Origin of the sequence: Bacillus sp. FSL R7-0166, assembly GCF_038008935.1 — a bacterium.
Classification (GTDB): domain Bacteria; phylum Bacillota; class Bacilli; order Bacillales; family Bacillaceae; genus Bacillus; species Bacillus altitudinis.
Genome location: NZ_JBBPAC010000001.1, coordinates 1,128,183 through 1,149,906 on the forward strand (window position 1 = coordinate 1,128,183; position 21,724 = coordinate 1,149,906).

Sequence of the window (21,724 nt, forward strand, 5' to 3'; positions counted from 1 at the left end):
GATTAGAGAAATTGTTGTAAAATCATGGAGGTGCAATTCCGTTGCTTAAATATATCGGTAAGCGATTAATATATATTTTAATCACACTGTTTGTTATTGTAACTGCAACTTTCTTTCTCATGCAGGCAGCACCTGGTGGTCCATTCTCTGGAGAGAAGAAACTTCCTGCTGAAATTGAGGCAAACCTAAACGAGCACTACGGGTTGGACAAACCCTTATTTGTTCAATACGTGAGCTACCTAGGTTCAGTTGCAAAATTAGATTTTGGTCCCTCATTTAAATATAAAGGACAAACTGTTAATGATTTAATCAGTTCTGGATTCCCCGTTTCCTTTACCCTCGGAATTGAGGCAATTCTCCTCGCATTAGCATTTGGTGTATTGTTTGGGGTCCTTGCAGCGCTCTATCATAACAAGTGGCAAGACTATACGATTGCCATTTTAACGATCTTTGGAATCTCAGTTCCAAGTTTCATCTTAGCGGCGCTATTACAATATGTATTTGCATCTGAGGCAAGCTTTTTAGCGATCTTCCCAGTTGCAGGATGGGAGTCTTGGGCAAGCACCGTACTACCTTCTATTGCACTTTCCTTCATGCCAATGGCATTTATCGCTAGACTTGCACGGTCAAGTATGCTTGAAGTATTAAATAGTGACTACATTAGAACGGCTAGAGCAAAAGGATTAACAAAATCAGCTGTGACGATCAAACACGCCATTCGAAACGCATTGTTACCTGTTATCACATACATGGGACCAATGGCTGCTTCAGTGTTAACAGGTAGTTTTGTCGTGGAGAAGATTTTTGGTATTCCTGGTCTTGGCTCTCACTTTGTTACAAGCATTACAAACCGTGACTACACCGTCATCATGGGTGTCACAGTCTTCTACAGTATTATTCTATTAGTCAGTATTCTAGTTGTTGACGTCCTCTACGGTATTATTGATCCTAGAATTAAACTGACGAAGGCGAAGAAAGGGGTCTAACACATGGAAGAGATGAGAAAAGATTTATTTGTGCCTGCGACAGCTGACGCAGCAGAATCTGAAAAAATTTCTAAACCTAGTCTATCTTTATGGAAGGATGCCATGCTTCGCTTCCGTGCAAATAAACTTGCAATGGTTGGACTTGCAATCATTTTCATTATTGTGATTCTGGCCATTTTCGTTCCAGTGTTCTCGAAATATGATTATTCAACGACAGATTTGCTTAATGCAGATCAGCCGCCATCAAAAGAGCATTGGTTTGGTACAGATGATTTAGGCCGAGACATGTTTGTTCGTACATGGGTAGGGGCAAGAATTTCGATCTTCATCGGTCTTGCTGCAGCAGTTCTTGACGTGATCATTGGGATCATCTGGGGAAGTATTGCTGCGTTCAAAGGCGGCCGTACAGATGAAGTCATGATGCGTATCGCAGACGTTTTATGGGCAATTCCAACACTATTAATGGTTATTTTAATGATGGTTGTTCTGCCAAAAGGATTATTAACGATTATCCTTGCTATGACAGTCGTAGGCTGGATTAACATGGCACGTATCGTTCGAGGGCAAGTTTTACAATTGAAGAGCCAAGAATACGTTCTTGCAGCACAAACATTAGGTGCAAAAACATCTAGACTTTTATTTAAACACTTGATTCCAAACTCAATGGGACCGATTCTTGTCACAATGACATTAACGATTCCTTCTGCTATTTTCACAGAAGCATTCTTAAGCTATCTAGGGCTTGGTGTACCGGCTCCATTAGCTAGCTGGGGAACAATGGCTTCTGACGGAATTCCGGCCATGACGTATTATCCATGGAGATTATGGTTCCCAGCCGCATTTATCTGTATTACAATGTTTGGTTTTAACGTGGTTGGAGACGGACTAAGAGACGCTTTAGATCCGAAGTTGCGTAAATAAGGAGTGATTAGGATGGAACGTGAACGTATTCTAGAGGTGAAGGACCTTGCAATCTCATTTAAAACATATGGTGGAGAGGTTCAAGCCATTCGTGGTGTGAACTTCCACTTAAATAAAGGCGAGACACTTGCTATTGTAGGTGAATCTGGTTCTGGTAAAAGTGTAACATCACAGGCCATCATGCGATTAATCCCGATGCCGCCAGGTTATTTCAAGCGCGGAGAGATTTTATTTGATGGGCAAGATATTGTCAAGAAAACGGAAAAGCAAATGCAAACCATTCGAGGAAAAGACATTTCGATGATCTTCCAAGATCCGATGACTTCTTTGAACCCAACCATGAAGGTCGGGAAACAAATTACAGAAGTACTTTTCAAGCACGAACAAATCTCAAAAGAAGCGGCTGAAAAAAGAGCCATTGAACTTTTAGAGCTTGTTGGGATTCCAATGCCTGAAAAAAGAATCAAACAATATCCGCATGAATTTAGTGGCGGGATGAGACAAAGGGTTGTCATCGCGATGGCACTTGCAGCTGATCCAAAGCTATTGATTGCTGATGAGCCAACGACTGCACTTGATGTAACCATTCAGGCGCAAATTTTAGAATTAATGAAAGAAATTCAGCAAAAAGTCGAAACATCTATTATCTTTATTACCCATGATCTAGGTGTTGTAGCCAATGTTGCTGATCGTGTAGCCGTTATGTATGCTGGACAGATTGTGGAGACAGGGACTGTTGATGAAATTTTCTACAATCCGAAACATCCATATACATGGGGACTTTTAGCATCTATGCCAAGCCTAGACACAGATGGAGGAGCTGAAGGGAAACTAACGGCGATTCCAGGAACACCACCAGATTTAACAAACCCGCCGAAAGGAGATGCATTTGCACTCCGGAGCGATTATGCAATGAAAATTGACTTTGAACAAGAACCGCCAATGTTCAAAGTATCAGATACGCATTATGTGAAATCATGGCTACTTCATCCGAATGCCCCTAAAGTTGAACCGCCTGCTTCCGTAAAGGCGAGAATGCGTGAACTAGAAGGTAGCTACGAAAAACCTGTATTAGTAAAAGAGGGTGAATAGCATGGCAGAAAAACTGTTAGAAATTAAAAATTTAAAACAGCATTTCCATACAGCAAGAGGGACTGTAAAAGCAGTTGATGGTGTCTCATTTGATATTTATAAAGGTGAAACACTTGGACTTGTAGGTGAATCTGGATGTGGAAAGTCGACAACTGGCCGTTCGATCATAAGACTTTATGATGCGACAGATGGCGAAGTTCTCTATAAAGGAGAAAGCGTACACGGAAAGAAATCAAGACAAAAAATGCTTGAATTTAACCGCCAAATGCAGATGATTTTCCAAGACCCATATGCTTCACTTAACCCTAGAATGACAGTGCTTGATATCATTGCAGAAGGCATTGACATTCATGGTCTTGCGAAAACAAAACAAGCACGTAAAGAGCGTGTATATCAATTGCTTGAAACGGTTGGTTTGAATAAAGAGCACGCGAATAGATACCCACATGAATTTTCAGGCGGTCAAAGGCAACGTATTGGAATTGCTCGTGCGTTAGCTGTTGAGCCTGATTTCATCATTGCCGATGAGCCAATCTCTGCACTAGATGTGTCGATCCAAGCGCAGGTCGTCAACTTAATGAAAGAACTGCAAGAAGAAAAGGGCTTAACGTATTTATTCATTGCCCATGACCTTTCCATGGTGAAATATATCAGCGATCGTATCGGTGTGATGTATTTTGGGAAATTGGTTGAGCTGGCACCAGCGAATGAATTATATGAAAACCCGCTTCATCCATATACAAAATCATTACTATCTGCGATTCCGCTTCCAGATCCTGATTATGAACGTAACCGCAAACGGATTAAATACGATCCATCTGTTCATAAAGGAACAAATACGGAATTTCGTGAAGTGAAGCCAGGTCACTTTGTCAGCTGTACTGAGGAAGAATTCAAAGAGATCAAAGCAAAACAATAAGAACAGAGAAGAAGCACTGCGATATCAGTGCTTCTTTTTTTATTTTACAAAAAAACAAGTTGATGGTAATTTTTATGTAAAATGAGTAAACCAGGAGGAAATCAAATGTTGTTATGGAAGACGTTTCGCTATTCATGTCTTCACTTTTTTATCGTCACGATGCTTTTTTCAATATCTTTTTTAACGGAACCAAATGGAGGAAAGTGGATGATCGCATTTTTAGTGCTCATTTGCATCATTTCGTTTTCGGTTGAATTTGCTGTGTATCGGCGCACGAATAAACAGAAGGAAGAAGTCCGGCGTATGAAGTACCTTTATTTCATCATGTTTCAGATCGCCATGACACTTCTTTTGTTTGCTTGCTTTCAAATGCTCATGAATCGTTCGATATAAAACTTTTTTGTTTTCTCTTGAAAAAAAGTGAAACCACCAAAGGCATTGTTGCGTCTTACTAGTACAGGCGTTTAAATAGCAGGAAATCGGGAATAGATAAGGAAGTGGTTCTTAACTACATCATAAGGAGCGGATCCATGAATTGGTATGAAAAGCTCAGTGAATACTTCCCGATAGAAGAAATGAAGTCAAAAGAGCATATGGAAGCTTTATTAAAGGAAAGAAGTGATATTTATCATAAAGAAGAAGGGCCTCATCATGTAATGATGTACGCTGAATTTGATTCTTTCATCTTTATTGATTATTTATTTGTTTCCAAGGATGCAAGAGGTGAAGGCCTCGGCTCAAAGCTCATTCATAAGCTGAAGGAAAAAAGAAAACCGATCTTGCTTGAGGTCGAGCCTGTAGATGAAGATGATGCAGATACTGCAAAACGCCTAAAGTTTTATCAGAGAGAGCACTTCAAGCATGCTGAATCAATTGGTTATAAACGCAGGTCACTTGCAACAAATGAAGTGAACCGCATGGAAATTCTTTATTGGTCGCCTCGTACAGATAATGAGGAAGAAATGATGGAGGCCATGAGAAAGACGTACGAAGGAATCCATACGTATAAAGACGAAGAATGGTATGGACAATCGTATGAGGATGTTGATGATGTGCTGAAGCTCGTTGAAAATAGAAAACAAAAAAATATTTTCGATCATCTCGACTAAATGAGAATGTTCAGACTTCAAACATCTGCACAAAAAGAATGAAATTGTCTAGTTTTTGTCACAAAAATTGCAAGAAAATCTGTTCACACTTACTTTTTTATAGTATAATCACTATAAAGATTACTTATTTAGAACAATTTTAATTTAAGAATACAGATCAATATTCATTCTACAAATTGAGGAGTGAAGATTTATGGTAACATTATACACATCACCAAGCTGTACATCATGTAGAAAAGCAAGAGCGTGGTTAGAAGAGCACAATATTCCATACCAAGAGAGAAATATCTTTTCTGAGCCTCTTTCAATCGATGAAATCAAAGAGATTCTTCGTATGACGGAAGATGGTACAGATGAAATTATCTCAACACGTTCTAAAGTATTCCAAAAACTAAATGTAAATGTTGAGACAATGCCACTTCAACAATTGTATAAACTAATCAATGAGCACCCTGGTCTTCTAAGACGTCCAATTATTTTGGATGAAAAAAGACTGCAAGTTGGGTACAACGAAGATGAAATTAGACGTTTCCTTCCTAGAACGGTTCGTACATTCCAACTTCGAGAAGCTCAGCGACTTGCTAACTAATAGACAACACGAAAAGCTGCCGATCATTTGGCAGCTTTTTTTATTTATTTTCAGCCGTTTGTTCGTAAAAGAGACTGGCTAAAATAACGGTTGCGACGGTTAAAAAAGGAAGCAACAATTCAAGTGTAGTATGCTGCGCCATAAATTCATTCAGTTTTACATCACGGACAATCATTTCTCCGCCAGTAAAAGCTAAAAGGGCACTCCCTCCGTATAAAAGAATCGGAAACTTGGTTAGTGCTACATGAATCAGCTTACTCCCCCAAATAATAATCGGGACTGAAATCATTAAGCCAAAGGCAGTGAGCACCATGTTCCCCTTAGCTGCCCCTGCAACAGCGATCACATTATCAAGTGACATAAAAAGATCTGCAATCACGATGGTCTGAACAGCACGCCAAAGGGAGCCGCTGCTTTTAATCCGAATGGATTCTTTCTTTTGTTCAATTAACAAATTGTATCCTATATAAAGGAGAAAGAGACCGCCGATAAATTGCAAATAGGGGATGGTCAATAAATAAACGGCAGCACCAGTCATGGTAATTCTCATCAGCACTGCCAAAAGTGTGCCGATCCATATGGCTTTGTTTCGTTTTTCATTTGATAAGCTTCGACTGGCCATCGCAATGATTAATGCATTATCTCCGCCTAATATGAGGTCTATGCCAATAATCATCAGTAAGGATACGATCCACTCTGTTTCCATCCAGTTCACCTCATTTCACTAAAATAGCTCGTACAACCAATATATGAAGACAATTCAAATATATGTTTCTGCAAGTTTTCTCTGCAAAAAATGCGTTTTTATTTCTTTTATTCATGTTTTATCATAAAATAGACAGTACACAGCAATACCTCATTTCTTTAAATGGTTAACATGTAGACGGAACGGGTAAAGTGTAGTAAAGTACTATTAATTGGGAGCTTGTATGTCCCTTCAACATCTTATATAGAAGGGAAGGTTGGCAAAATGGAAATCGAAAGAATAAATGAACATACAGTCAAATTTTATATTTCCTACGGTGATATTGAAGATCGCGGTTTTGACCGTGAAGAGATTTGGTATAATCGTGAGCGCAGTGAAGAGCTGTTCTGGGAAGTGATGGACGAAGTGCACGAAGAAGAAGAATTTGCAGTAGAGGGACCACTTTGGATTCAAGTACAGGCACTTGATAAAGGTCTTGAAATTGTCGTGACAAAAGCCCAACTTTCTAAAGATGGACAAAAGCTCGAATTGCCGATTCCAGAAGATAAAAAAGATCAAACAGATGAAGAAAGTTTAGATGCTCTGCTTGATGATTTTCATAAAGAAGAGCAAGATCAAGAAGATCATAATGAGAAGGACAAAAAACTTCAACTTCAGTTCGTATTGAAAATGGATGACTTTGAAGATTTGATTGCACTTTCTCAATTAAATATGCAGGATTTTACGACAAGTTTATATTCGTTTGAAAACCGTTATTATCTATATGTTGACTTCCACGAGGATTTGTCAGATGAGCAGGTGGAGAATAAGCTTAGTATTCTGCTTGAATATGCTCATGAATCAGTGGTCAGCATCTACAGACTGCAAGAATACGGTCAGCTGATTGTCAAAGAGAATGCGCTTGAAACGATTCAACAGCACTTCTCGTAACAACCAAAAGTCGATTTCTATAGAGGAATCGACTTTTTTATCTGAATGAAAAAGTAAACAAAGTGATCGGCAAGGAGAAAATGAAATGAGAAATGTAGTCAAAGTTCTATTTTTTCTTATCATTACGATAGGTGCTTATTTGATTATCCAAATTTTTGCCGGTGATCTAGCGGTAAGTGTATTAAGTTCCGTCAGTGTTCTATTCACTTTATCGATTATTTTCATCGGGTTTGTCATTTTCTTAGAAAACAGAAACCCCTCTCAAACGATTACGTGGCTTGTGCTGCTTGGGAGCTTTCCGCTTTTCGGGTTTTTGTTTTATATTTTCTTTGGACGCAATATTAAAAAGCGCAGACTTTTTGAAAAGAAAGCGGTACTAGACGAACAGCTTGTCCAGGAAGATGAACGTATCCACAGAGAAGCGATTGAAAAAATGACTCATATGGGTGACCATCAGCAGCTCTTATTTAAACTGGCCCACAGACTTGGACATACCCCTATTACGTATCGCACATCCTCTAAAGTTCTGACCAATGGAGAAGAAACGTTCTCTCATATTTTTGAAGAAATCAAAAAAGCAACACATCACATTCACCTAGAATATTATATTCTCCGTCATGATGATCTGGGACAAGAATTAAAGGACATTTTAATCGAGAAAGCAAAAAGTGGTGTGATTGTCCGCTTTTTATATGATGATGTAGGCAGCCTAAAACTCTCCCGTCAATATATTGCTGACTTAGAAAAGGCTGGCGTGCAGATCGTTCCGTTTTTACCAGTGAGACTGCCCTTATTAAATAATAAAATCAACTTCCGAAATCACCGAAAAATCGTGGTGATTGATGGAGAAGTAGGATTTGTCGGCGGGCTAAACATTGGGGACGAATATATGGGGAGAAGCAGACAATATGGATTTTGGCGTGATACGCACCTGATGATTAAAGGTGAGGCCGTTCGTGATTTGCAGCAGATTTTTATGCAGGATTGGTATTACATGACCAACGAAAGGTGCTCGGGTGTGGATTATTTTAAAGATTTCAGCCATATGGAGAGTCGAGCAGAAGGCGTACAAATGATTGCTGGTGGTCCTGATAAACAGTGGGAAGTCATTAAAAATCTCTTTTTCTCCATGATTATCTCCGCCAAAAAATCAATTTGGATTGCTTCACCTTATTTTGTACCTGATGATGATATTTTGTCCGCACTGAAAATTGCTGCTTTGAGCGGAGTCGATGTACGAATCATTGCACCGAAAAATCCAGATAAACGCATCGTATTTCATGCGTCCCGTTCATACTTCCCCGAACTTTTAGAAGCAGGTGCGAAGGTATATGAATATGATCAAGGCTTTATGCATAGTAAGTTTATCATTGTGGATAGTGAGCTAGCATCAATTGGTACAGCAAATATGGATATGAGAAGTTTTCATCTGAACTTTGAAGTGAATGCTTTCCTCTACAAAACAAAAAGCACAGAGAAGCTGGTCAACGACTTCTTAGGTGACTTAGAGCAGTCACATGAAATTGTTCCAGAAGAATTTGCGAAGAGGCCTTTAAGGGTGAGGCTGTTTGAATCAACAGCAAGATTATTATCACCTCTTTTATAAAAATTGTATTTTCCCCCTTTTCTAAAAGGGGGATTTTTTATTTTACTAAGGGAAAGTAGGTTGAAATCGTGTTTTGATACGATAAAAATTCATTTTCGATATTCGCTTCCTGATGAGAGAAAAAGCTATAATACGGTCATCAAAGAGCAAGGGGCGAAATATATGAATGCAGCAATCATGGAGAATGGCAAGCTGATTCGCATCACACAACATCTGACTAAAAGGCGGCTAGAGCATGTAAGAGCTACGTGCAAATTTTACTGTCCTGAATGTAGGCAGGAGGTTCTATTAAAGCTAGGTGAGCATCGTGTCCATCATTTTGCACATAAACAGCTCTCGGCATGTCCATTAGCGTCCACCGGTGAAACAGCTTATCATCAGGCAGGGAAGATTGCTCTTAAGGATTGGCTCACACAGCTTGGATATGAGCCGTTACTAGAGAAGTATGTTTCAAACATTCAGCAGCGCCCTGATGTGACCGTTGCTATAGAAAATAAAAGCTATGCCATCGAATTTCAATGTGCAAATATTTCGTGGAAAGAGCTACATAAACGAACGGAAGGTCTCCGTGCTGCGGGGCTCTATCCTATATGGATCATAGGGGCGAATCGTTTAAAACGAATGGCTGGCCAGCTCTTTTCATTCTCCTCCATTCATTGGGGAATTTTAAGGCAGTCAAAGAATAGGAGACTCATTTTTTATTGTCCGATCCAAAATAGATTCATCCACCTGGATCAACTTCTCGTGTTTCAGCCAACGAAAATATGTGCCTCAATGACCGTTAGACCGCCTTCAGCTTATCGCCAACTACCAGCACTCTTATCTGTTTCCTCGAGCAATCATCAATTGTATAAAGAGTGGCTCAAGTGTATTCGGCAATTTAGGGAGCGGCCACCCCAAATTTTAGCAAATGAAAGCAAGCGTTTAAGAACCATATTTTATGAGCATCATCAAACAGCATGGCCATTTCTACCGACAGAACTATTTATCCCCCTGACAGAAGCATATATCTTTTCAAGCCCTGTTTATGTGTGGCAAGGATGTCTTTATGATTGGATGGTTCGAACGGGAAAAGAACAAGTGACCATTCATCTTCTTTTAAAAGAAATTGAGCGATGTGTCCAGAATAAAGAAGTGAAGCTCCGATATACCAATGTCACAATAGAAGAAATCAAAGAGGTGATCATTTCATATGTACGGGCGCTTGTGAAACTAGGGTTTTTATACATGACGAAAGAGGGTAATTATCAAGTAACGTCGAATCAAAAGCCTATACGAACAGCAGATGAAGCGATAAAACGAGATGCTTTCTTATTTCATTAGCATGTTTCATGCCCACTTTGATCATGATAAGAAAAAGGTGGTGCTGCTATTGAATAGAAAGAAACGCTTTTTTCTCATTTTTTTAGTTTGTTTGGTATTTATTTCTGCATATGATTTGACAAACATAGTTCAAAACAAAGAAGATAAATACAACACCAATTTCTTTCACTTTCCGAAAGGTTGGTTCAACACAACTCATGCAAGGGGGATTCATATGACTTCACAAAATAACAACAATCATTTACCAGACAGAAGCGAAGTAAAAGAAGAAAACAAATGGCGCCTTGAAGATATTTTTGAAAGTGTCGATTCTTGGAATAAGGAATTCGAAGCTGTAAAAAAAGAAATTCCGAAGCTCGCCCAATTTAAAGGCAAGCTGGCCCATTCTGCTGATGTCTTGTATGAAGCCCTAACATTTCAGGATCAACTTTCTGAAAAGCTTGGCAAGCTTTATACATATGCGCATATGAAATATGATGAAGATACAACAAATTCATCATTTCAGGCTTTAAATGATAAAGCATCCAATTTATTTACACAGCTGTCTAGTACATCTGCCTATATTGTTCCGGAGATTTTATCTATTCAAGAAGATAAGCTGCAGCAATTTATTTTGGAAAAAGAAGAATTAAAACTTTATTCTCACGCTCTCGAAGAAATTAACAAAGAGCGTCCGCATATTTTAAGTGAGGAGCAAGAAGCTTTATTAGCTGAAGCCTCTGAACCTTTATCAACATCATCCACTACGTTTAGTATGTTTAATAATGCAGATATTTCGTTCCCTTCTGTTAAGGATGAAAATGGAGAAGAAAAGAAAATTACTCATGGCAACTTCATTACTTTTTTAAACAGTGATGATCGTGAAGTGAGAAAGAATGCTTTTAAAGCCGTTTATAAAACGTATGATCAATATAAGAATACTTTGGCGTCTACACTCAGCGGCTCGATTAAAAAGGATAATTTTTATGCGAAAGTACGTCATTACAAATCTGCAAGAGAAGCAGCGCTATCACGCAACAGTATTCCTGAAGAAGTGTATGACAATCTAATTGATACAGTTCATCAATATTTACCCTTATTACACCGCTACATTGAATTGCGTAAAAAGGTATTAAAGCTTGATGAAGTGCACAATTATGACTTGTATACACCATTAGTAAAAGATGCTGGCATGAAGCTGACCTATGACCAAGCAAAGGATTATATGCTGAAAGGGTTAGCGCCATTAGGAGAAGAATATGTTTCGGTATTAAAAGAGGGACTCGAAAATCGCTGGGTAGACGTTTATGAGAATAAAGGGAAACGAAGCGGCGCGTATTCTTCTGGAAGCTATGGTACGAATCCTTATATCTTAATGAACTGGCAAAATAATATTGATAATTTATTTACGCTGGCTCATGAATTTGGTCACTCTGTTCATAGCTACTATACAAGAAAGCATCAGCCATATCCGTACGGAAACTACAGCATTTTTGTAGCGGAAGTAGCTTCTACAACAAACGAAGCATTACTAGGTGAATACTTACTCAATCATTTAGAGGACAAAAAGCAGCGCTTGTATGTGCTCAATCACTTGTTAGAAGGATTTAGAGGGACGGTATTCAGACAAACGATGTTTGCAGAGTTCGAGCACCTGATTCATGTGAAAGCGCAAGAAGGGGAGGCATTAACGCCAGAGTTTATGACGAACCTGTATTACGACCTGAATAAGAAGTATTTTGGCGACGGTATGGTTGTGGATAAGGAAATCGGATTAGAATGGACCCGAATTCCGCATTTCTATTACAACTATTATGTGTATCAATATGCGACAGGCTATAGTGCGGCTCAGGCATTAAGTAAACAAATTTTAGAAGAAGGGAAACCTGCAGTGGAGCGCTATACAGACTTCCTTAAAGCAGGAAGCTCTGACTATCCAATTAACGTGCTGAAAAAAGCTGGTGTAGATATGGCATCAAAAGAACCAATTGAGGCAGCATGTCAATTGTTTGAAGAAAAATTAAAGGAAATGGAAGAGCTCATCTCAAAGACTGGTGAGTAACGAGAAGACTTCTGTCAGGTGTGTGAGTGCAAACTCACCTTTTGGCAGGAGTTTTTTCTTGAAATAAAAAAGACCAGATTGTTGACAAAGGGCTAAGATGAACTTGATTTTAGCCCTTTGACTTCTTTTTAGCGTGATAGAAAACCTTTGCACGCAGGACGACTGACACCGAATGCGAGGGTTTGCCTACACGATAGACCTCGTCTATATGAACGAGGTTTGTACATTCAATTGTTACGCTTTAAATCCTTTGAAGGTTTTTCGGTGATTCATTCGATAGAGTGTAAAGAGAATGGAAGCGAATAGGAGTGGAGATGTCAGGTATAGAGGCAGCATCTTCATTAAGCCTAATATATTTAAACAGAAACATAAGCCAATGGCAACAAGTCCAATGGTTGTGCTGCGCATGCAGATCCCCCCATTTTTTTGTTACTTTCACTATATGAAAGTGACAGTCCTCTTATGTTTTGTGACAAAAATATGAACATATAGTATATCGGTTGTCATAAGTCGACAAAATTTGATATACTACAGATGTGAAATTAATCACATACAAACATTACCCCTTTGTTTGACCGTGAAAAATTTCTCCCATCCCCTTTGTTGTCGTTAAGACATAGTGAAACCGCGCTTATCCCGGCGCGGTTTCTTCGTACTTATAAATAGAACAAGTGTTCTTTTTAGGGATAAAGAAAAAACATGGGTCAGCACCCATGTTCATTCTCACAGCGGTAGACATCAAGATCTGAATGATTGTCTCCTTCTGTATAACGCCAAAACATTTCTTGATGTACTTGTACACGTTCTACCTTTTTAGCAAATGCGAGCTTTTTCATCTCGCGTTCAACTTCTTCAAGGGTCAGGTCATATACAACGGCAATTTCTTTTGCTGATGCAAATTGAAAGTAAGCGATAAACCATTCAATTGGCGGTCGTTCTGAAGGTGTTGGTTTTTCGCCAATCATTTCAAAGAGAATTTCCTCGTAAATATCGTAAGAATATGCACCTGAAATCTTTAATCCTTCTTCACCATTGATCGTATTAAAAAAGGCGAAAGTGGGAAGCTCAGACACATCCATTTCAGCTGCGATTTTCATATCACATTGGAGCGCTTTGACAGCACTTTGAGAATGGATATCTCGCTGGAACTCTTCAATGTCCAGTCCAGCCGTTTTTGCATTTTCTAGCAAGACTTGTTCACTGGTGACGTCCTGCTGATGGCAAAAAAGCGATTCTTGAATGAGTCGTAAAAATTTCATTCCGCATTTTCTGCCTTGAAGTTCAGCTGCTTTTAATGCAAGAGAGGCGAGATAAGGTGATGTCACAATTTGTTCAGACAGCATTTGTTCTTTTTTGGTCTGAGTTTTCGTGGCAAATTTCCCCCACGCTTCGGTTAGCAAATGTTTTTTTCGTTTCCGGTTCAAAGCATTAATACTAGAACTTGTAACCGTTCGTAAAGTGAAGAAACGGCCATATTTCATTTTCAACTTTTTAATTGATGGCTCTAATAACCAGCAGTCCGGGCTGAGAGGATCAATGAATACATAGATTTCAATCGGCTTTTGAGGATGTCCGTGACAATGTGAGAAATATTGCTCATGCGGATTGCAGCTCAAGATCGTCCGTCCTTTTCAGGTATTTGGTTGACCATGTGACGAGCCGTCAAAGACAGTCGCTCAAATAAAAAGTCACGAATATCGCCGGTTAGTCCTACTTGATCCATTGCATCCTCCATGCATTCAAGCCATGCGTCCGCCCGCTCCTCAGTAATCGGAAAAGGGAGATGTCTCGCCCGTAGCATTGGGTGACCATGCTCCTCAGTATAAAGCGGCGGTCCGCCTAAATATTGAGTTAAGAACTGTTTTTGTTTTCTTGCTGTTTCTTTTAAGTCATCCGGGAAAATAGGATGAAGCAAAGGATGACACTTTACATTTTCATAAAAAGTATCAACAAGTTGCGATAGAAGTTCCTCTCCAACCGCTTCGTAAGGTGCGTTAAACGATTGTACCATGTTGACTACTCCTTTAACTCGTAGCTAATAGGATGGCTCACCCTATTGCGAATTTCATGTATTTCAAAAGTGATATTCAGTTTGTTCTATTTTGTTGTTTCTATTCTTGTATACTTATTTTAACAACCTCTACTCAATTCCACAAACAAACCGCTTTGGTCCTTTGGGAAAAGTGAGGGAGACAGGTTCCGTGTTCGATTGACCATATCATAACACATTCAGTCAAAAAAGGGTGAAAAGCGACATACAAAAAACCGAAGAGGTTATTCTCTTCGGTTTAGGCGAAATATTGAGCTGTGATTTTCTTTACATAATTTTGTGTTTCTTTAAATGGAGGAATGCCTCCGTACTTATCTACATTCCCTGAGCCTGCGTTATAAGCGGCTAAGGCGAGTGAGACATTTCCATTATATTTTTGCAGCATTTGTTTTAAATACTTCGTTCCGCCTTCAATGTTTTGGGCTGCATCAAAGGCATTGTTCACGCCAAGTGATTTAGCCGTAGACGGCATAAGCTGCATCAGTCCAAGTGCACCTGCATGGCTGACAGCATTCGTGCGATAACCGGATTCTTGCTTGATCACTGCGTGGATCAGCTTTTCTGGAACTCCGTGCTTTTGAGCCATTTGTGAGACGATCTGATTAATCTCTTTTGATGAAGAGCCTGAAACAGCTTTTTGAAGCGGCGGTGTGTAGCTATTGTTTAAGACGTTTCCAATACCATTTGCGGTATTCAATTGGCTGTCATTTGCATAAAGAGACTGAGATTGAAGCTGTTCACTGCCTGCTATCGCAGATAAATATGGGTTCATTCGTGCATATTGCGTGTTCGGAGACGTTGATGGGTCCGACCCCATAAAAGCAGAAATGGAAAGCGGGAGACGAGATAATTCTGAACCGCCTAAAAAATCTTGCAACAGCGACTGGAATGAAGTCTCAGCGCTTGATTCTTGTCCAGCTGTGAGTTGTGTTTGTCCATTATCAGATTGTAACGTTTTGAGTGCTTGAAGCTGCATAAAGGATTGAAGTTGATTGACGTTCATCATGTTCCTCCTTCAAGGAATTCATCTATTCTTTTGTTTTCATTTTTTCTTCATAAAAACGTACGACTTTGTTTTTCGTGTGTCTTGGTGGGATCTGAAATTGCTGAAGCAATGCTGTGAAAGCGGCTTGTCCAATGTCTAAATCGCTCACTTCAAATTCAAGTTCATAGTCCTCTACTGTTAAATATCGGCTGTGATCCAAAACAATTAAGCCTTCTTTGGTCATTTTTTCTGCTCTTGACGTTTCCAGTGAACCAAAATACACGATTTGATCCTTTTGGATGTGAAGGTTTACTAATCTGTCTGCCACTTCACCTTCTGGCAGATGGAAATGTTCAAGACTTGCGGGAGGATCGATCGTTTGGTGAGTTTCCAAAAGGCCGATCTTATGCGGTTCCTTTAATGTGAGAACCCACTGCCCGCCTTTTTCTCTCATTCGTAATGCAGCGAATTTGGATTTTATATCAAATTGAGGTGTATCAAAATAATAGTTGGTTTGAGTGTGGAAGTCCTCGTCCTTTAATTGAAAATATTCTTTTAACTGTTCAAATTCTTCTTTCATTAATAATTGTTTTAGTTCTATCTCAATTTCCTGTGCCATTTTGACATCAACCTTTCATTTAGAGGAAATATGATTATTGTACATGAAAAGCTTCTTTTTTTCTTATTTATTCCTTAAAAAGAGACGTATATAGATGCTAAATGAGGCAAAATGAACAACGAAATGGAGAAATCAAATTTTCTCAAAAAGTTCGGTTTATCAATATTGAACTTGATATGATAAAATAAAGCTGTACTTTGTTGTAAAGGAGATCATGATGCAAAACAGAATTGAAATCACAGAAGCAACTTTAAAAGAAGACAGGCTGATCTTGACGGTCCAGTCAGATGAGCAAATTCAAAAAGCAAAAGCATCAGGACAAATGCTTGTTGATTCTGATCACTTTGCGTTCGTTTACATACTTGAGACTGAGGAGTCTTTTACGTATCTTATTTTAGGAGAACATACATGGGCTCCATTAAAAGAAGCAATGAATCTTGAAATCCCTGTCTATTTGGCGGCGGAAGAGCAAACACTAGAACTCATTCAACTTCATCAGGAATTAAACTATTTAATCGACAATATTAAAGACAATGCCAATTACGGAGATATGGAAGAGAAAGTGAAGAGCACATTCCTCTGAAATAATTAGGTATTTGGAATTGGGGGAAGTTTCATGGACAAAAAACAATGGGATCAATTCCTCGCACCATATAAGCAAGCAGTCGAAGAATTAAAAGTGAAACTAAAAGGCATTCGAAAACTGTATGAATTTGAGGATGACCATTCACCAGTCGAATTTGTCACTGGCCGAGTGAAACCCGTTGCCAGCATATTGGAAAAGGCAAAGCGTAAAAACATCCCGATGCATGAGATTGAAACGATGCAGGATATTGCAGGGCTTCGCATTATGTGCCAATTTGTAGAAGATATACAAGTCGTCAAGAAAATGCTTCAGTCACGAAAAGATTTCGTGGTAGTAGATAAACGCGACTATATTGCAGAACATAAAGAAAGCGGATACCGCTCGTACCACCTTGTTGTGTTATATCCGCTGCAAACGATCAATGGAGAGAAGCAGCTCCTCGTCGAAATCCAAATCCGTACATTAGCCATGAATTTTTGGGCGACCATCGAGCATTCTCTGAATTATAAATATAGCGGGAATATCCCGGAGAAGGTCAAGCAGCGCCTTCAAAGAGCTTCTGAGGCAGCATCTCTTCTTGATGATGAGATGTCTGAAATCAGAGGGGAAATTCAAGAAGCGCAAGTGGCATTTTCCCGGAAAAAGAAAAACGATAGCTGAGCCTAAGCTTGATCAAATATGATGCTGCCCTCTCATAGCAGCAAGGTGGAAAAGGAGAAGAATTCATGAAATTTGCAGTTTCTTCGAAAGGGAATTCTGTATCTGACACACTTAAAAATAAAATACAGACCTACTTATTGGATTTTGGAATGGAATTAAATGAAGAGGAACCCGATCTCGTCATTACAGTTGGCGGAGACGGAACCCTTTTATACGCTTTTCACCGGTATAGTAACCGTCTAAACGAAACCGCTTTTGTCGGCGTACATACAGGCCATCTTGGTTTTTATGCGGACTGGGTCCCGAGTGAAATTGAAAAGCTTGTGTTAGCCATTGCCAAAACGCCTTATCATATTGTGGAATATCCGATTCTTGAAGTCATCGTCAGGTACAACGATGGGGGCCGGGAAGAAAAATATTTAGCAATGAATGAATGTACGATTAAAAGTATGGAAGGTACACTTGTGGCAGATGTTGAGATTAGGGGTCAGCTTTTTGAAACATTCAGAGGAGATGGTCTTTGTTTGTCTACACCATCTGGCAGTACAGCCTATAATAAGGCACTTGGCGGGGCTATTATTCACCCATCCATTAGGGCGATCCAGCTGGCAGAAATGGCTTCAATCAACAACAGAGTGTTTAGAACGGTCGGTTCGCCGCTCATTTTGCCGGACCACCATACGTGTGTGATCAAACCGATTAATGATGTGGATTTTCAGGTGACGATAGATCATTTGTCGCTGCTGCATAAAGATGTGAAATCCATTCAATGCCGAGTGGCAGACGAGAATGTCCGGTTTGCCCGATTTAGACCATTTCCGTTTTGGAAAAGGGTGCAAGATTCCTTTATCGGCAAAGGAGAATAAGAAAGAGGTTGTTCTCGCTGGAATACTTTAAGATAAACAAAACCATATCAGCCAAAGAAGAAGGCAGGCTGCTGAAGGACTACTTAATCGATCTTGGCATTTCAAAACGAATGCTGACAGATATTAAATTTGATGGCGGTGACCTTCTGATTAATGGAGAGCATGTGACCGTGAGATATGAGCTGCGCGAGGGAGACAGGCTCACCATTTTATTTCCCGAGGAAAAAGTGAGTGAAGGGCTAAAACCTGCGGCCATTCCGCTTGATATTTTATTTGAGGACGAGCACGTGCTTGTGCTGAATAAAAAGCCATATATCCCATCGATTCCTTCTCGAGAGCACCCTGAGCATAGTATTGCAAATGGGTTGCTTCACCATTATGCTAAGCAGTCCGTTCGACTGACTGTCCACTTGGTGAACCGTCTTGATCGTGATACTTCTGGTGTCATGTTAGTCGCTAAACATCGCTTTGCACACAGCCTTTTATCAAAGGCGCAGAAAAAAGGGGAAGTCAAGCGAACATATAGAGCCATGACACATGGCATGATCACGCAAAAGGAAGGAACAATTAGAGCAAAAATTGCTCGAAAAGGGGACAGCATTATTGAACGAATGGTGGATGAATCTGGTCAGGAAGCCGTAACACATTATACGGTGCGGGCGGTACATACTCATTTAGATATGTCTGATGTGTCCCTTACCCTTGAAACGGGAAGAACTCATCAAATTCGTGTTCACATGCAATTCCTAGGTCATCCGCTTGTTGGAGATACGCTATATGGTGGAACAAGCGAGAGAATAGGCAGGCAGGCACTTCATAGTGAAACCCTTGTTTTTCCGCATCCGATAACAGGGGAGTCCATGACCTTTTCGGCTCCTTTGCCGGATGATATGACATTATTGCTTCAGTAAACAAGTAAACCCGGTCACCTGTCATGGTGGACCGGGTTTTTTATTGCGTGAAATGCTGAAATCTTGAATCATCAAATGGCATAGATGAAGGAACAGATACTGTCTCAAGCTCTGGATATCTAAGGGCAGAGAGCTTGTGGCCAAAGACGCAGCCTGTATCAATGTTAACCGTTCTACCGATAAATCTTGGTGCTTTTACGGGTGTATGCCCGTACACAATCCATGGTTTTCCGTGATATTCCTTTGCCCAGTCCTTCCTGACAGGTCGACCGTCTGGCCATGTTTCTCCGGTGACTGCTCCAAATAATAGATAAGACCTCATCTGTTTGTTCGGTTTTTTGCCAATATCCTTTTCCTTCATTGCTGCGTGTGCAATGATCAGTTCATTCGGAATCAGTACATCATAAAGCGGTGCCTTTTCAAATAAATGTTTAAATTCACGTGATAAAATGGTTTGTTCATCATGCGGCAGGTTTTTGATTTCGTTCACCGTTGTTTCAATGCCGTGCAGTAATTTTACGGGATTTCCTTTCAAATAGCGATACAGCTTAAAACAGTGGTTGCCAGGCACATAGCGGATGGCACCCTTAGAATAGGCGTGTATGACAAATTGCATCACGGCAACTGATCGAGGGCCGCGGTCTGTTAAATCACCAACAAGGGCCAGTGTTCTCTTATCAGGGTGGACAGGTAGTCCGTGTTTGAGTTCGTATCCTAGTTTGTGTATGAGGGTAAGCAGCTCTTCGTAGCAGCCGTGGATATCGCCGATGATATCGAATTTCATAAAGGTTCCTCCTGATTTTTTCATCCATTTATCGGATATAAAGAAGTTTGAATTTTAGAAAATATAACGAATGGCTTTCATTTCATTTGGGCAATTGTTAGAATCAATGCTTTAACGTAAAACTTAAAAATTAAACATGAATGTTAGGAGGCTTTAGCCAATGGAGCATACATCTGTTTCATCACTCGTTGTCGTTATTATTGTAGCCTTTTTCACCCCCATTTTATTGCACCGATTTAAGCTGACCATCCCGGTCGTTGTCGCTGAAATCATCATGGGGCTCATCATTGGAAAAAGCGGTCTTCAACTAGTTGTTGAACACGACGCATGGCTAGATACGTTATCCATGCTAGGTTTTATTTTTCTTATGTTTTTAAGTGGACTTGAAATAGATTTTTCTTCTTTTGAATCAAAGAAGAAAGCGCGAGAACTACCAAATGGATTAAAAGAACCGAATACATTTAAAACAGCAACCATTATTTTTGTTGGCGTATTTTGTATGTCCTTTATCCTGTCTTATGCGTTTGTCCTTGCAGGATTTATTCAAAATGCCTTTTTAATGACGCTTATTATTTCCACCATCTCATTGGGTGTGGTAGTTCCTACCTTAAAAGAGGAAAAGTTGATGCAAACGAATATTGGTCAAATCATTTTGCTTGTAGCCGTCATTGCTGATTTGGTGACAATGATTTTACTTGCTGTGTTTTCCTCCATTTATGGCGATGGAACAGGGAACATGTGGTTGCTCTTATTATTATTTGCGGCAGGTATTCTTCTTTATTTATTTGGCCGGGTATTTAAGACAAAGTCCATTTTTCAGTCCATGTCAAAAGGAACGGTGCAAATTGGGACAAGAGCCATCTTTACTCTCATTATAGTCTTAGTTGCCTTATCTGAATCACTCGGTGCTGAAAATATTCTGGGGGCTTTTTTAGCAGGTGTGCTTGTGTCTCTTCTTTCGCCTAATAAAGAACTCGTACAGCAGCTGGACTCATTTGGCTATGGATTTTTAATTCCGATCTTTTTTGTGATGGTCGGTGTGGACCTGAATATATGGTCACTCTTTAAAGATCCAACCATCATGATCATGATTCCGCTACTGTTTATTGCATTATTGCTTAGTAAACTCGTTCCGATTCTTTATTTAAAAAAATGGTATGACATGAAAAAGGTCATTGGTTCTGGTTTTTTATTAACCTCGACGTTATCCCTAGTTATTGCGGCTGCAACGATTGGTGAGCGGCTTGGTGTCATTGATCATAAAATGTCAGGAGCCCTCATTCTAGTCGCTGTGCTCACGAGTATTTTAACGCCTGTTTGGTTTAAGGCGTTATTTAAACAAGAACGTGAAACCAATCATAAAAAGCGTGTGACGTTTATTGGAGCGAATCAGCTGACGTTACCTGTGACGCTTGATTTGCATCAGGATGAATATGACATCCGTATTTTACACGTCTTTCAGGAAAATAAAGAAGCCTTGCTTGCTGACTCCATCTTTGAAGTTGAAGCGATTGAACAATATGACGATGATACGCTCAGGCAGGCTGGCATTGGGCAAGAGGATGTGCTCGTTGTGGCTACAGGCAGTGAAACGAAAAATAAGGAAATTGCTTTATTTGCAAAAGAAGAAGGGTCTAAACAAGTCATTGCAAGTGTTAACAAAGCGGAAGCCGAGCTGACATTAAAGGAAGCAGGGATCGATACCTTTTCTAACTTCTTATCATCTAAAACGGTGCTGAGGGCATTGATTGAAGCACCTGATGCGATTCGCTTGTTAACAAATGAGGATTCTTCTTTGTATCAAATTCAAATGAACAATCATCGGTATCATAATGTCATGCTGAGGGAATTTCCTTTTACCGGCGATTTGGTGTTTGTCCGTATTTTTAGAGGAATTGACAGCTTAGTACCGCATGGGGATACGACGCTTAGAAGCGGTGACCGCGTGCTTGTGTCTGGCTCCCGGGAGTATGTGGCAGGACTTAGAGCCCAATTAGAGTTGCAATGAACCCTTGACCGATGAACAAATCCTGATTAAGAT

The 21,724-nt window shown here is 39.8% G+C and carries 23 protein-coding genes; 16 read left to right on the top strand and 7 right to left on the bottom strand.

Features of this window, described 5'->3' with window-relative positions:
- Positions 1-41: 41 nt before the first annotated feature.
- The 7 genes from NST01_RS05695 (at position 42) to spxA (ending at position 5,616) form a co-directional block, all read left to right on the top strand.
- On the top strand, positions 42-986 hold the full coding sequence (locus NST01_RS05695; RefSeq protein ID WP_007499022.1) for an ABC transporter permease: 945 nt from the start codon (positions 42-44) through the stop codon (positions 984-986).
- A 3-nt stretch (positions 987-989) separates the two neighbouring features.
- On the top strand, positions 990-1,907 hold the full coding sequence (locus tag NST01_RS05700; RefSeq protein WP_017360167.1) for an ABC transporter permease: 918 nt from the start codon (positions 990-992) through the stop codon (positions 1,905-1,907).
- Between the two features lie 12 nt (positions 1,908-1,919).
- Positions 1,920-2,999 carry an ABC transporter ATP-binding protein gene (locus NST01_RS05705; protein ID WP_007499018.1) on the top strand — a complete coding sequence of 360 codons (1,080 nt, stop codon included), beginning with the start codon at positions 1,920-1,922 and terminating at the stop codon, positions 2,997-2,999.
- Between the two features lies 1 nt (position 3,000).
- Positions 3,001-3,918: an ABC transporter ATP-binding protein gene (locus NST01_RS05710; RefSeq protein ID WP_007499016.1), complete on the top strand. Its 918-nt coding sequence runs from the start codon at positions 3,001-3,003 to the stop codon at positions 3,916-3,918.
- Between the two features lie 105 nt (positions 3,919-4,023).
- The gene (locus NST01_RS05715; RefSeq protein WP_025207152.1) at positions 4,024-4,311 is read left to right on the top strand and encodes a hypothetical protein; all 288 of its coding nucleotides are present in this window, start codon (positions 4,024-4,026) and stop codon (positions 4,309-4,311) included.
- A 137-nt stretch (positions 4,312-4,448) separates the two neighbouring features.
- Positions 4,449-5,027, top strand: a complete 579-nt coding sequence (locus tag NST01_RS05720; protein WP_007499012.1) for a GNAT family N-acetyltransferase — start codon at positions 4,449-4,451, stop codon at positions 5,025-5,027.
- A gap of 193 nt (positions 5,028-5,220) precedes the next feature.
- Positions 5,221-5,616, top strand: coding sequence for a transcriptional regulator SpxA (spxA, locus tag NST01_RS05725; protein WP_003211421.1), 396 nt, complete (start codon positions 5,221-5,223; stop codon positions 5,614-5,616).
- A 40-nt stretch (positions 5,617-5,656) separates the two neighbouring features.
- Here the strand turns inward: spxA and NST01_RS05730 are convergent, their stop codons facing one another.
- Positions 5,657-6,322: a TerC family protein gene (locus tag NST01_RS05730; RefSeq protein ID WP_048003215.1), complete on the bottom strand. Its 666-nt coding sequence runs from the start codon at positions 6,320-6,322 to the stop codon at positions 5,657-5,659.
- Positions 6,323-6,586: 264 nt separating this feature from the next.
- Between NST01_RS05730 and mecA the strand changes: the two genes are divergently transcribed.
- The 4 genes from mecA (at position 6,587) to pepF (ending at position 12,222) form a co-directional block, all read left to right on the top strand.
- Complete coding sequence (mecA, locus tag NST01_RS05735) at positions 6,587-7,252, top strand: adaptor protein MecA (protein ID WP_008348474.1); 666 nt, start codon at positions 6,587-6,589, stop codon at positions 7,250-7,252.
- 85 nt (positions 7,253-7,337) lie between these two features.
- Complete coding sequence (gene cls, locus NST01_RS05740) at positions 7,338-8,858, top strand: cardiolipin synthase (protein WP_008348473.1); 1,521 nt, start codon at positions 7,338-7,340, stop codon at positions 8,856-8,858.
- A 162-nt stretch (positions 8,859-9,020) separates the two neighbouring features.
- The gene (locus NST01_RS05745) at positions 9,021-10,181 is read left to right on the top strand and encodes a competence protein CoiA (RefSeq protein ID WP_048003234.1); all 1,161 of its coding nucleotides are present in this window, start codon (positions 9,021-9,023) and stop codon (positions 10,179-10,181) included.
- 214 nt (positions 10,182-10,395) lie between these two features.
- Entirely contained in the window at positions 10,396-12,222 is a 1,827-nt protein-coding gene (gene pepF, locus NST01_RS05750) for an oligoendopeptidase F (RefSeq protein ID WP_283255578.1), read from the top strand.
- A gap of 234 nt (positions 12,223-12,456) precedes the next feature.
- Here the strand turns inward: pepF and NST01_RS05755 are convergent, their stop codons facing one another.
- The 5 genes from NST01_RS05755 to NST01_RS05775 form a co-directional block, all read right to left on the bottom strand.
- Positions 12,457-12,630 carry a hypothetical protein gene (locus NST01_RS05755; RefSeq protein ID WP_008348466.1) on the bottom strand — a complete coding sequence of 58 codons (174 nt, stop codon included), beginning with the start codon at positions 12,628-12,630 and terminating at the stop codon, positions 12,457-12,459.
- A 296-nt stretch (positions 12,631-12,926) separates the two neighbouring features.
- On the bottom strand, positions 12,927-13,838 hold the full coding sequence (locus tag NST01_RS05760) for a ClpXP adapter SpxH family protein (protein WP_007499002.1): 912 nt from the start codon (positions 13,836-13,838) through the stop codon (positions 12,927-12,929).
- Positions 13,835-14,233 (bottom strand): globin domain-containing protein, encoded by a 399-nt coding sequence (locus tag NST01_RS05765; RefSeq protein WP_007499001.1) that lies wholly within the window; start codon positions 14,231-14,233, stop codon positions 13,835-13,837. The genes NST01_RS05760 and NST01_RS05765 overlap by 4 nt, the downstream gene beginning before the upstream one ends.
- Positions 14,234-14,510: 277 nt before the next feature.
- Positions 14,511-15,275, bottom strand: coding sequence for a lytic transglycosylase domain-containing protein (locus NST01_RS05770; RefSeq protein ID WP_008348461.1), 765 nt, complete (start codon positions 15,273-15,275; stop codon positions 14,511-14,513).
- A 25-nt stretch (positions 15,276-15,300) separates the two neighbouring features.
- A complete protein-coding gene (locus NST01_RS05775; protein WP_249476638.1) occupies positions 15,301-15,876 on the bottom strand; it encodes a CYTH domain-containing protein in 576 nt (191 codons plus the stop codon).
- 217 nt (positions 15,877-16,093) lie between these two features.
- On the opposite strand from NST01_RS05775, the gene NST01_RS05780 reads away from it, so the two are divergent.
- The 4 genes from NST01_RS05780 to NST01_RS05795 all read left to right on the top strand — a co-directional run bounded on the left by NST01_RS05780 (position 16,094) and on the right by NST01_RS05795 (position 18,899).
- Complete coding sequence (locus NST01_RS05780) at positions 16,094-16,459, top strand: UPF0738 family protein (protein ID WP_148780234.1); 366 nt, start codon at positions 16,094-16,096, stop codon at positions 16,457-16,459.
- Between the two features lie 33 nt (positions 16,460-16,492).
- Positions 16,493-17,122: a GTP pyrophosphokinase gene (locus NST01_RS05785; protein ID WP_008348457.1), complete on the top strand. Its 630-nt coding sequence runs from the start codon at positions 16,493-16,495 to the stop codon at positions 17,120-17,122.
- 65 nt (positions 17,123-17,187) lie between these two features.
- The gene (locus tag NST01_RS05790) at positions 17,188-17,988 is read left to right on the top strand and encodes an NAD kinase (protein ID WP_008355343.1); all 801 of its coding nucleotides are present in this window, start codon (positions 17,188-17,190) and stop codon (positions 17,986-17,988) included.
- A gap of 17 nt (positions 17,989-18,005) precedes the next feature.
- Positions 18,006-18,899 carry an RluA family pseudouridine synthase gene (locus tag NST01_RS05795; RefSeq protein WP_175415476.1) on the top strand — a complete coding sequence of 298 codons (894 nt, stop codon included), beginning with the start codon at positions 18,006-18,008 and terminating at the stop codon, positions 18,897-18,899.
- A 40-nt stretch (positions 18,900-18,939) separates the two neighbouring features.
- Here NST01_RS05795 and prpE read toward each other — a convergent pair whose 3' ends face one another.
- On the bottom strand, positions 18,940-19,683 hold the full coding sequence (prpE, locus tag NST01_RS05800; RefSeq protein ID WP_138825548.1) for a bis(5'-nucleosyl)-tetraphosphatase PrpE: 744 nt from the start codon (positions 19,681-19,683) through the stop codon (positions 18,940-18,942).
- Between the two features lie 160 nt (positions 19,684-19,843).
- Here prpE and NST01_RS05805 point away from each other — a divergent pair, with 160 nt between their 5' ends.
- Entirely contained in the window at positions 19,844-21,691 is a 1,848-nt protein-coding gene (locus NST01_RS05805; RefSeq protein ID WP_046527497.1) for a monovalent cation:proton antiporter family protein, read from the top strand.
- Positions 21,692-21,724: the final 33 nt, after the last annotated feature.

What these genes read in the sequence shown, in the direction of transcription:
- NST01_RS05785 (WP_008348457.1), top strand. Translation starts at nt 16,493, where the DNA reads ATGGACAAAAAACAATGGGATCAATTCCTCGCACCATATAAGCAAGCA.
- NST01_RS05705 (WP_007499018.1), top strand. Translation starts at nt 1,920, where the DNA reads ATGGAACGTGAACGTATTCTAGAGGTGAAGGACCTTGCAATCTCATTT.
- NST01_RS05775 (WP_249476638.1), bottom strand. Translation starts at nt 15,876, where the DNA reads ATGGCACAGGAAATTGAGATAGAACTAAAACAATTATTAATGAAAGAA.
- cls (WP_008348473.1), top strand. Translation starts at nt 7,338, where the DNA reads ATGAGAAATGTAGTCAAAGTTCTATTTTTTCTTATCATTACGATAGGT.
- pepF (WP_283255578.1), top strand. Translation starts at nt 10,396, where the DNA reads ATGACTTCACAAAATAACAACAATCATTTACCAGACAGAAGCGAAGTA.
- NST01_RS05700 (WP_017360167.1), top strand. Translation starts at nt 990, where the DNA reads ATGGAAGAGATGAGAAAAGATTTATTTGTGCCTGCGACAGCTGACGCA.
- NST01_RS05710 (WP_007499016.1), top strand. Translation starts at nt 3,001, where the DNA reads ATGGCAGAAAAACTGTTAGAAATTAAAAATTTAAAACAGCATTTCCAT.
- prpE (WP_138825548.1), bottom strand. Translation starts at nt 19,683, where the DNA reads ATGAAATTCGATATCATCGGCGATATCCACGGCTGCTACGAAGAGCTG.
- NST01_RS05720 (WP_007499012.1), top strand. Translation starts at nt 4,449, where the DNA reads ATGAATTGGTATGAAAAGCTCAGTGAATACTTCCCGATAGAAGAAATG.
- NST01_RS05790 (WP_008355343.1), top strand. Translation starts at nt 17,188, where the DNA reads ATGAAATTTGCAGTTTCTTCGAAAGGGAATTCTGTATCTGACACACTT.
- NST01_RS05715 (WP_025207152.1), top strand. Translation starts at nt 4,024, where the DNA reads ATGTTGTTATGGAAGACGTTTCGCTATTCATGTCTTCACTTTTTTATC.
- NST01_RS05730 (WP_048003215.1), bottom strand. Translation starts at nt 6,322, where the DNA reads ATGGAAACAGAGTGGATCGTATCCTTACTGATGATTATTGGCATAGAC.
- NST01_RS05780 (WP_148780234.1), top strand. Translation starts at nt 16,094, where the DNA reads ATGCAAAACAGAATTGAAATCACAGAAGCAACTTTAAAAGAAGACAGG.
- NST01_RS05765 (WP_007499001.1), bottom strand. Translation starts at nt 14,233, where the DNA reads ATGGTACAATCGTTTAACGCACCTTACGAAGCGGTTGGAGAGGAACTT.
- NST01_RS05770 (WP_008348461.1), bottom strand. Translation starts at nt 15,275, where the DNA reads ATGAACGTCAATCAACTTCAATCCTTTATGCAGCTTCAAGCACTCAAA.
- NST01_RS05805 (WP_046527497.1), top strand. Translation starts at nt 19,844, where the DNA reads ATGGAGCATACATCTGTTTCATCACTCGTTGTCGTTATTATTGTAGCC.
- spxA (WP_003211421.1), top strand. Translation starts at nt 5,221, where the DNA reads ATGGTAACATTATACACATCACCAAGCTGTACATCATGTAGAAAAGCA.
- NST01_RS05755 (WP_008348466.1), bottom strand. Translation starts at nt 12,630, where the DNA reads ATGCGCAGCACAACCATTGGACTTGTTGCCATTGGCTTATGTTTCTGT.
- NST01_RS05745 (WP_048003234.1), top strand. Translation starts at nt 9,021, where the DNA reads ATGAATGCAGCAATCATGGAGAATGGCAAGCTGATTCGCATCACACAA.
- mecA (WP_008348474.1), top strand. Translation starts at nt 6,587, where the DNA reads ATGGAAATCGAAAGAATAAATGAACATACAGTCAAATTTTATATTTCC.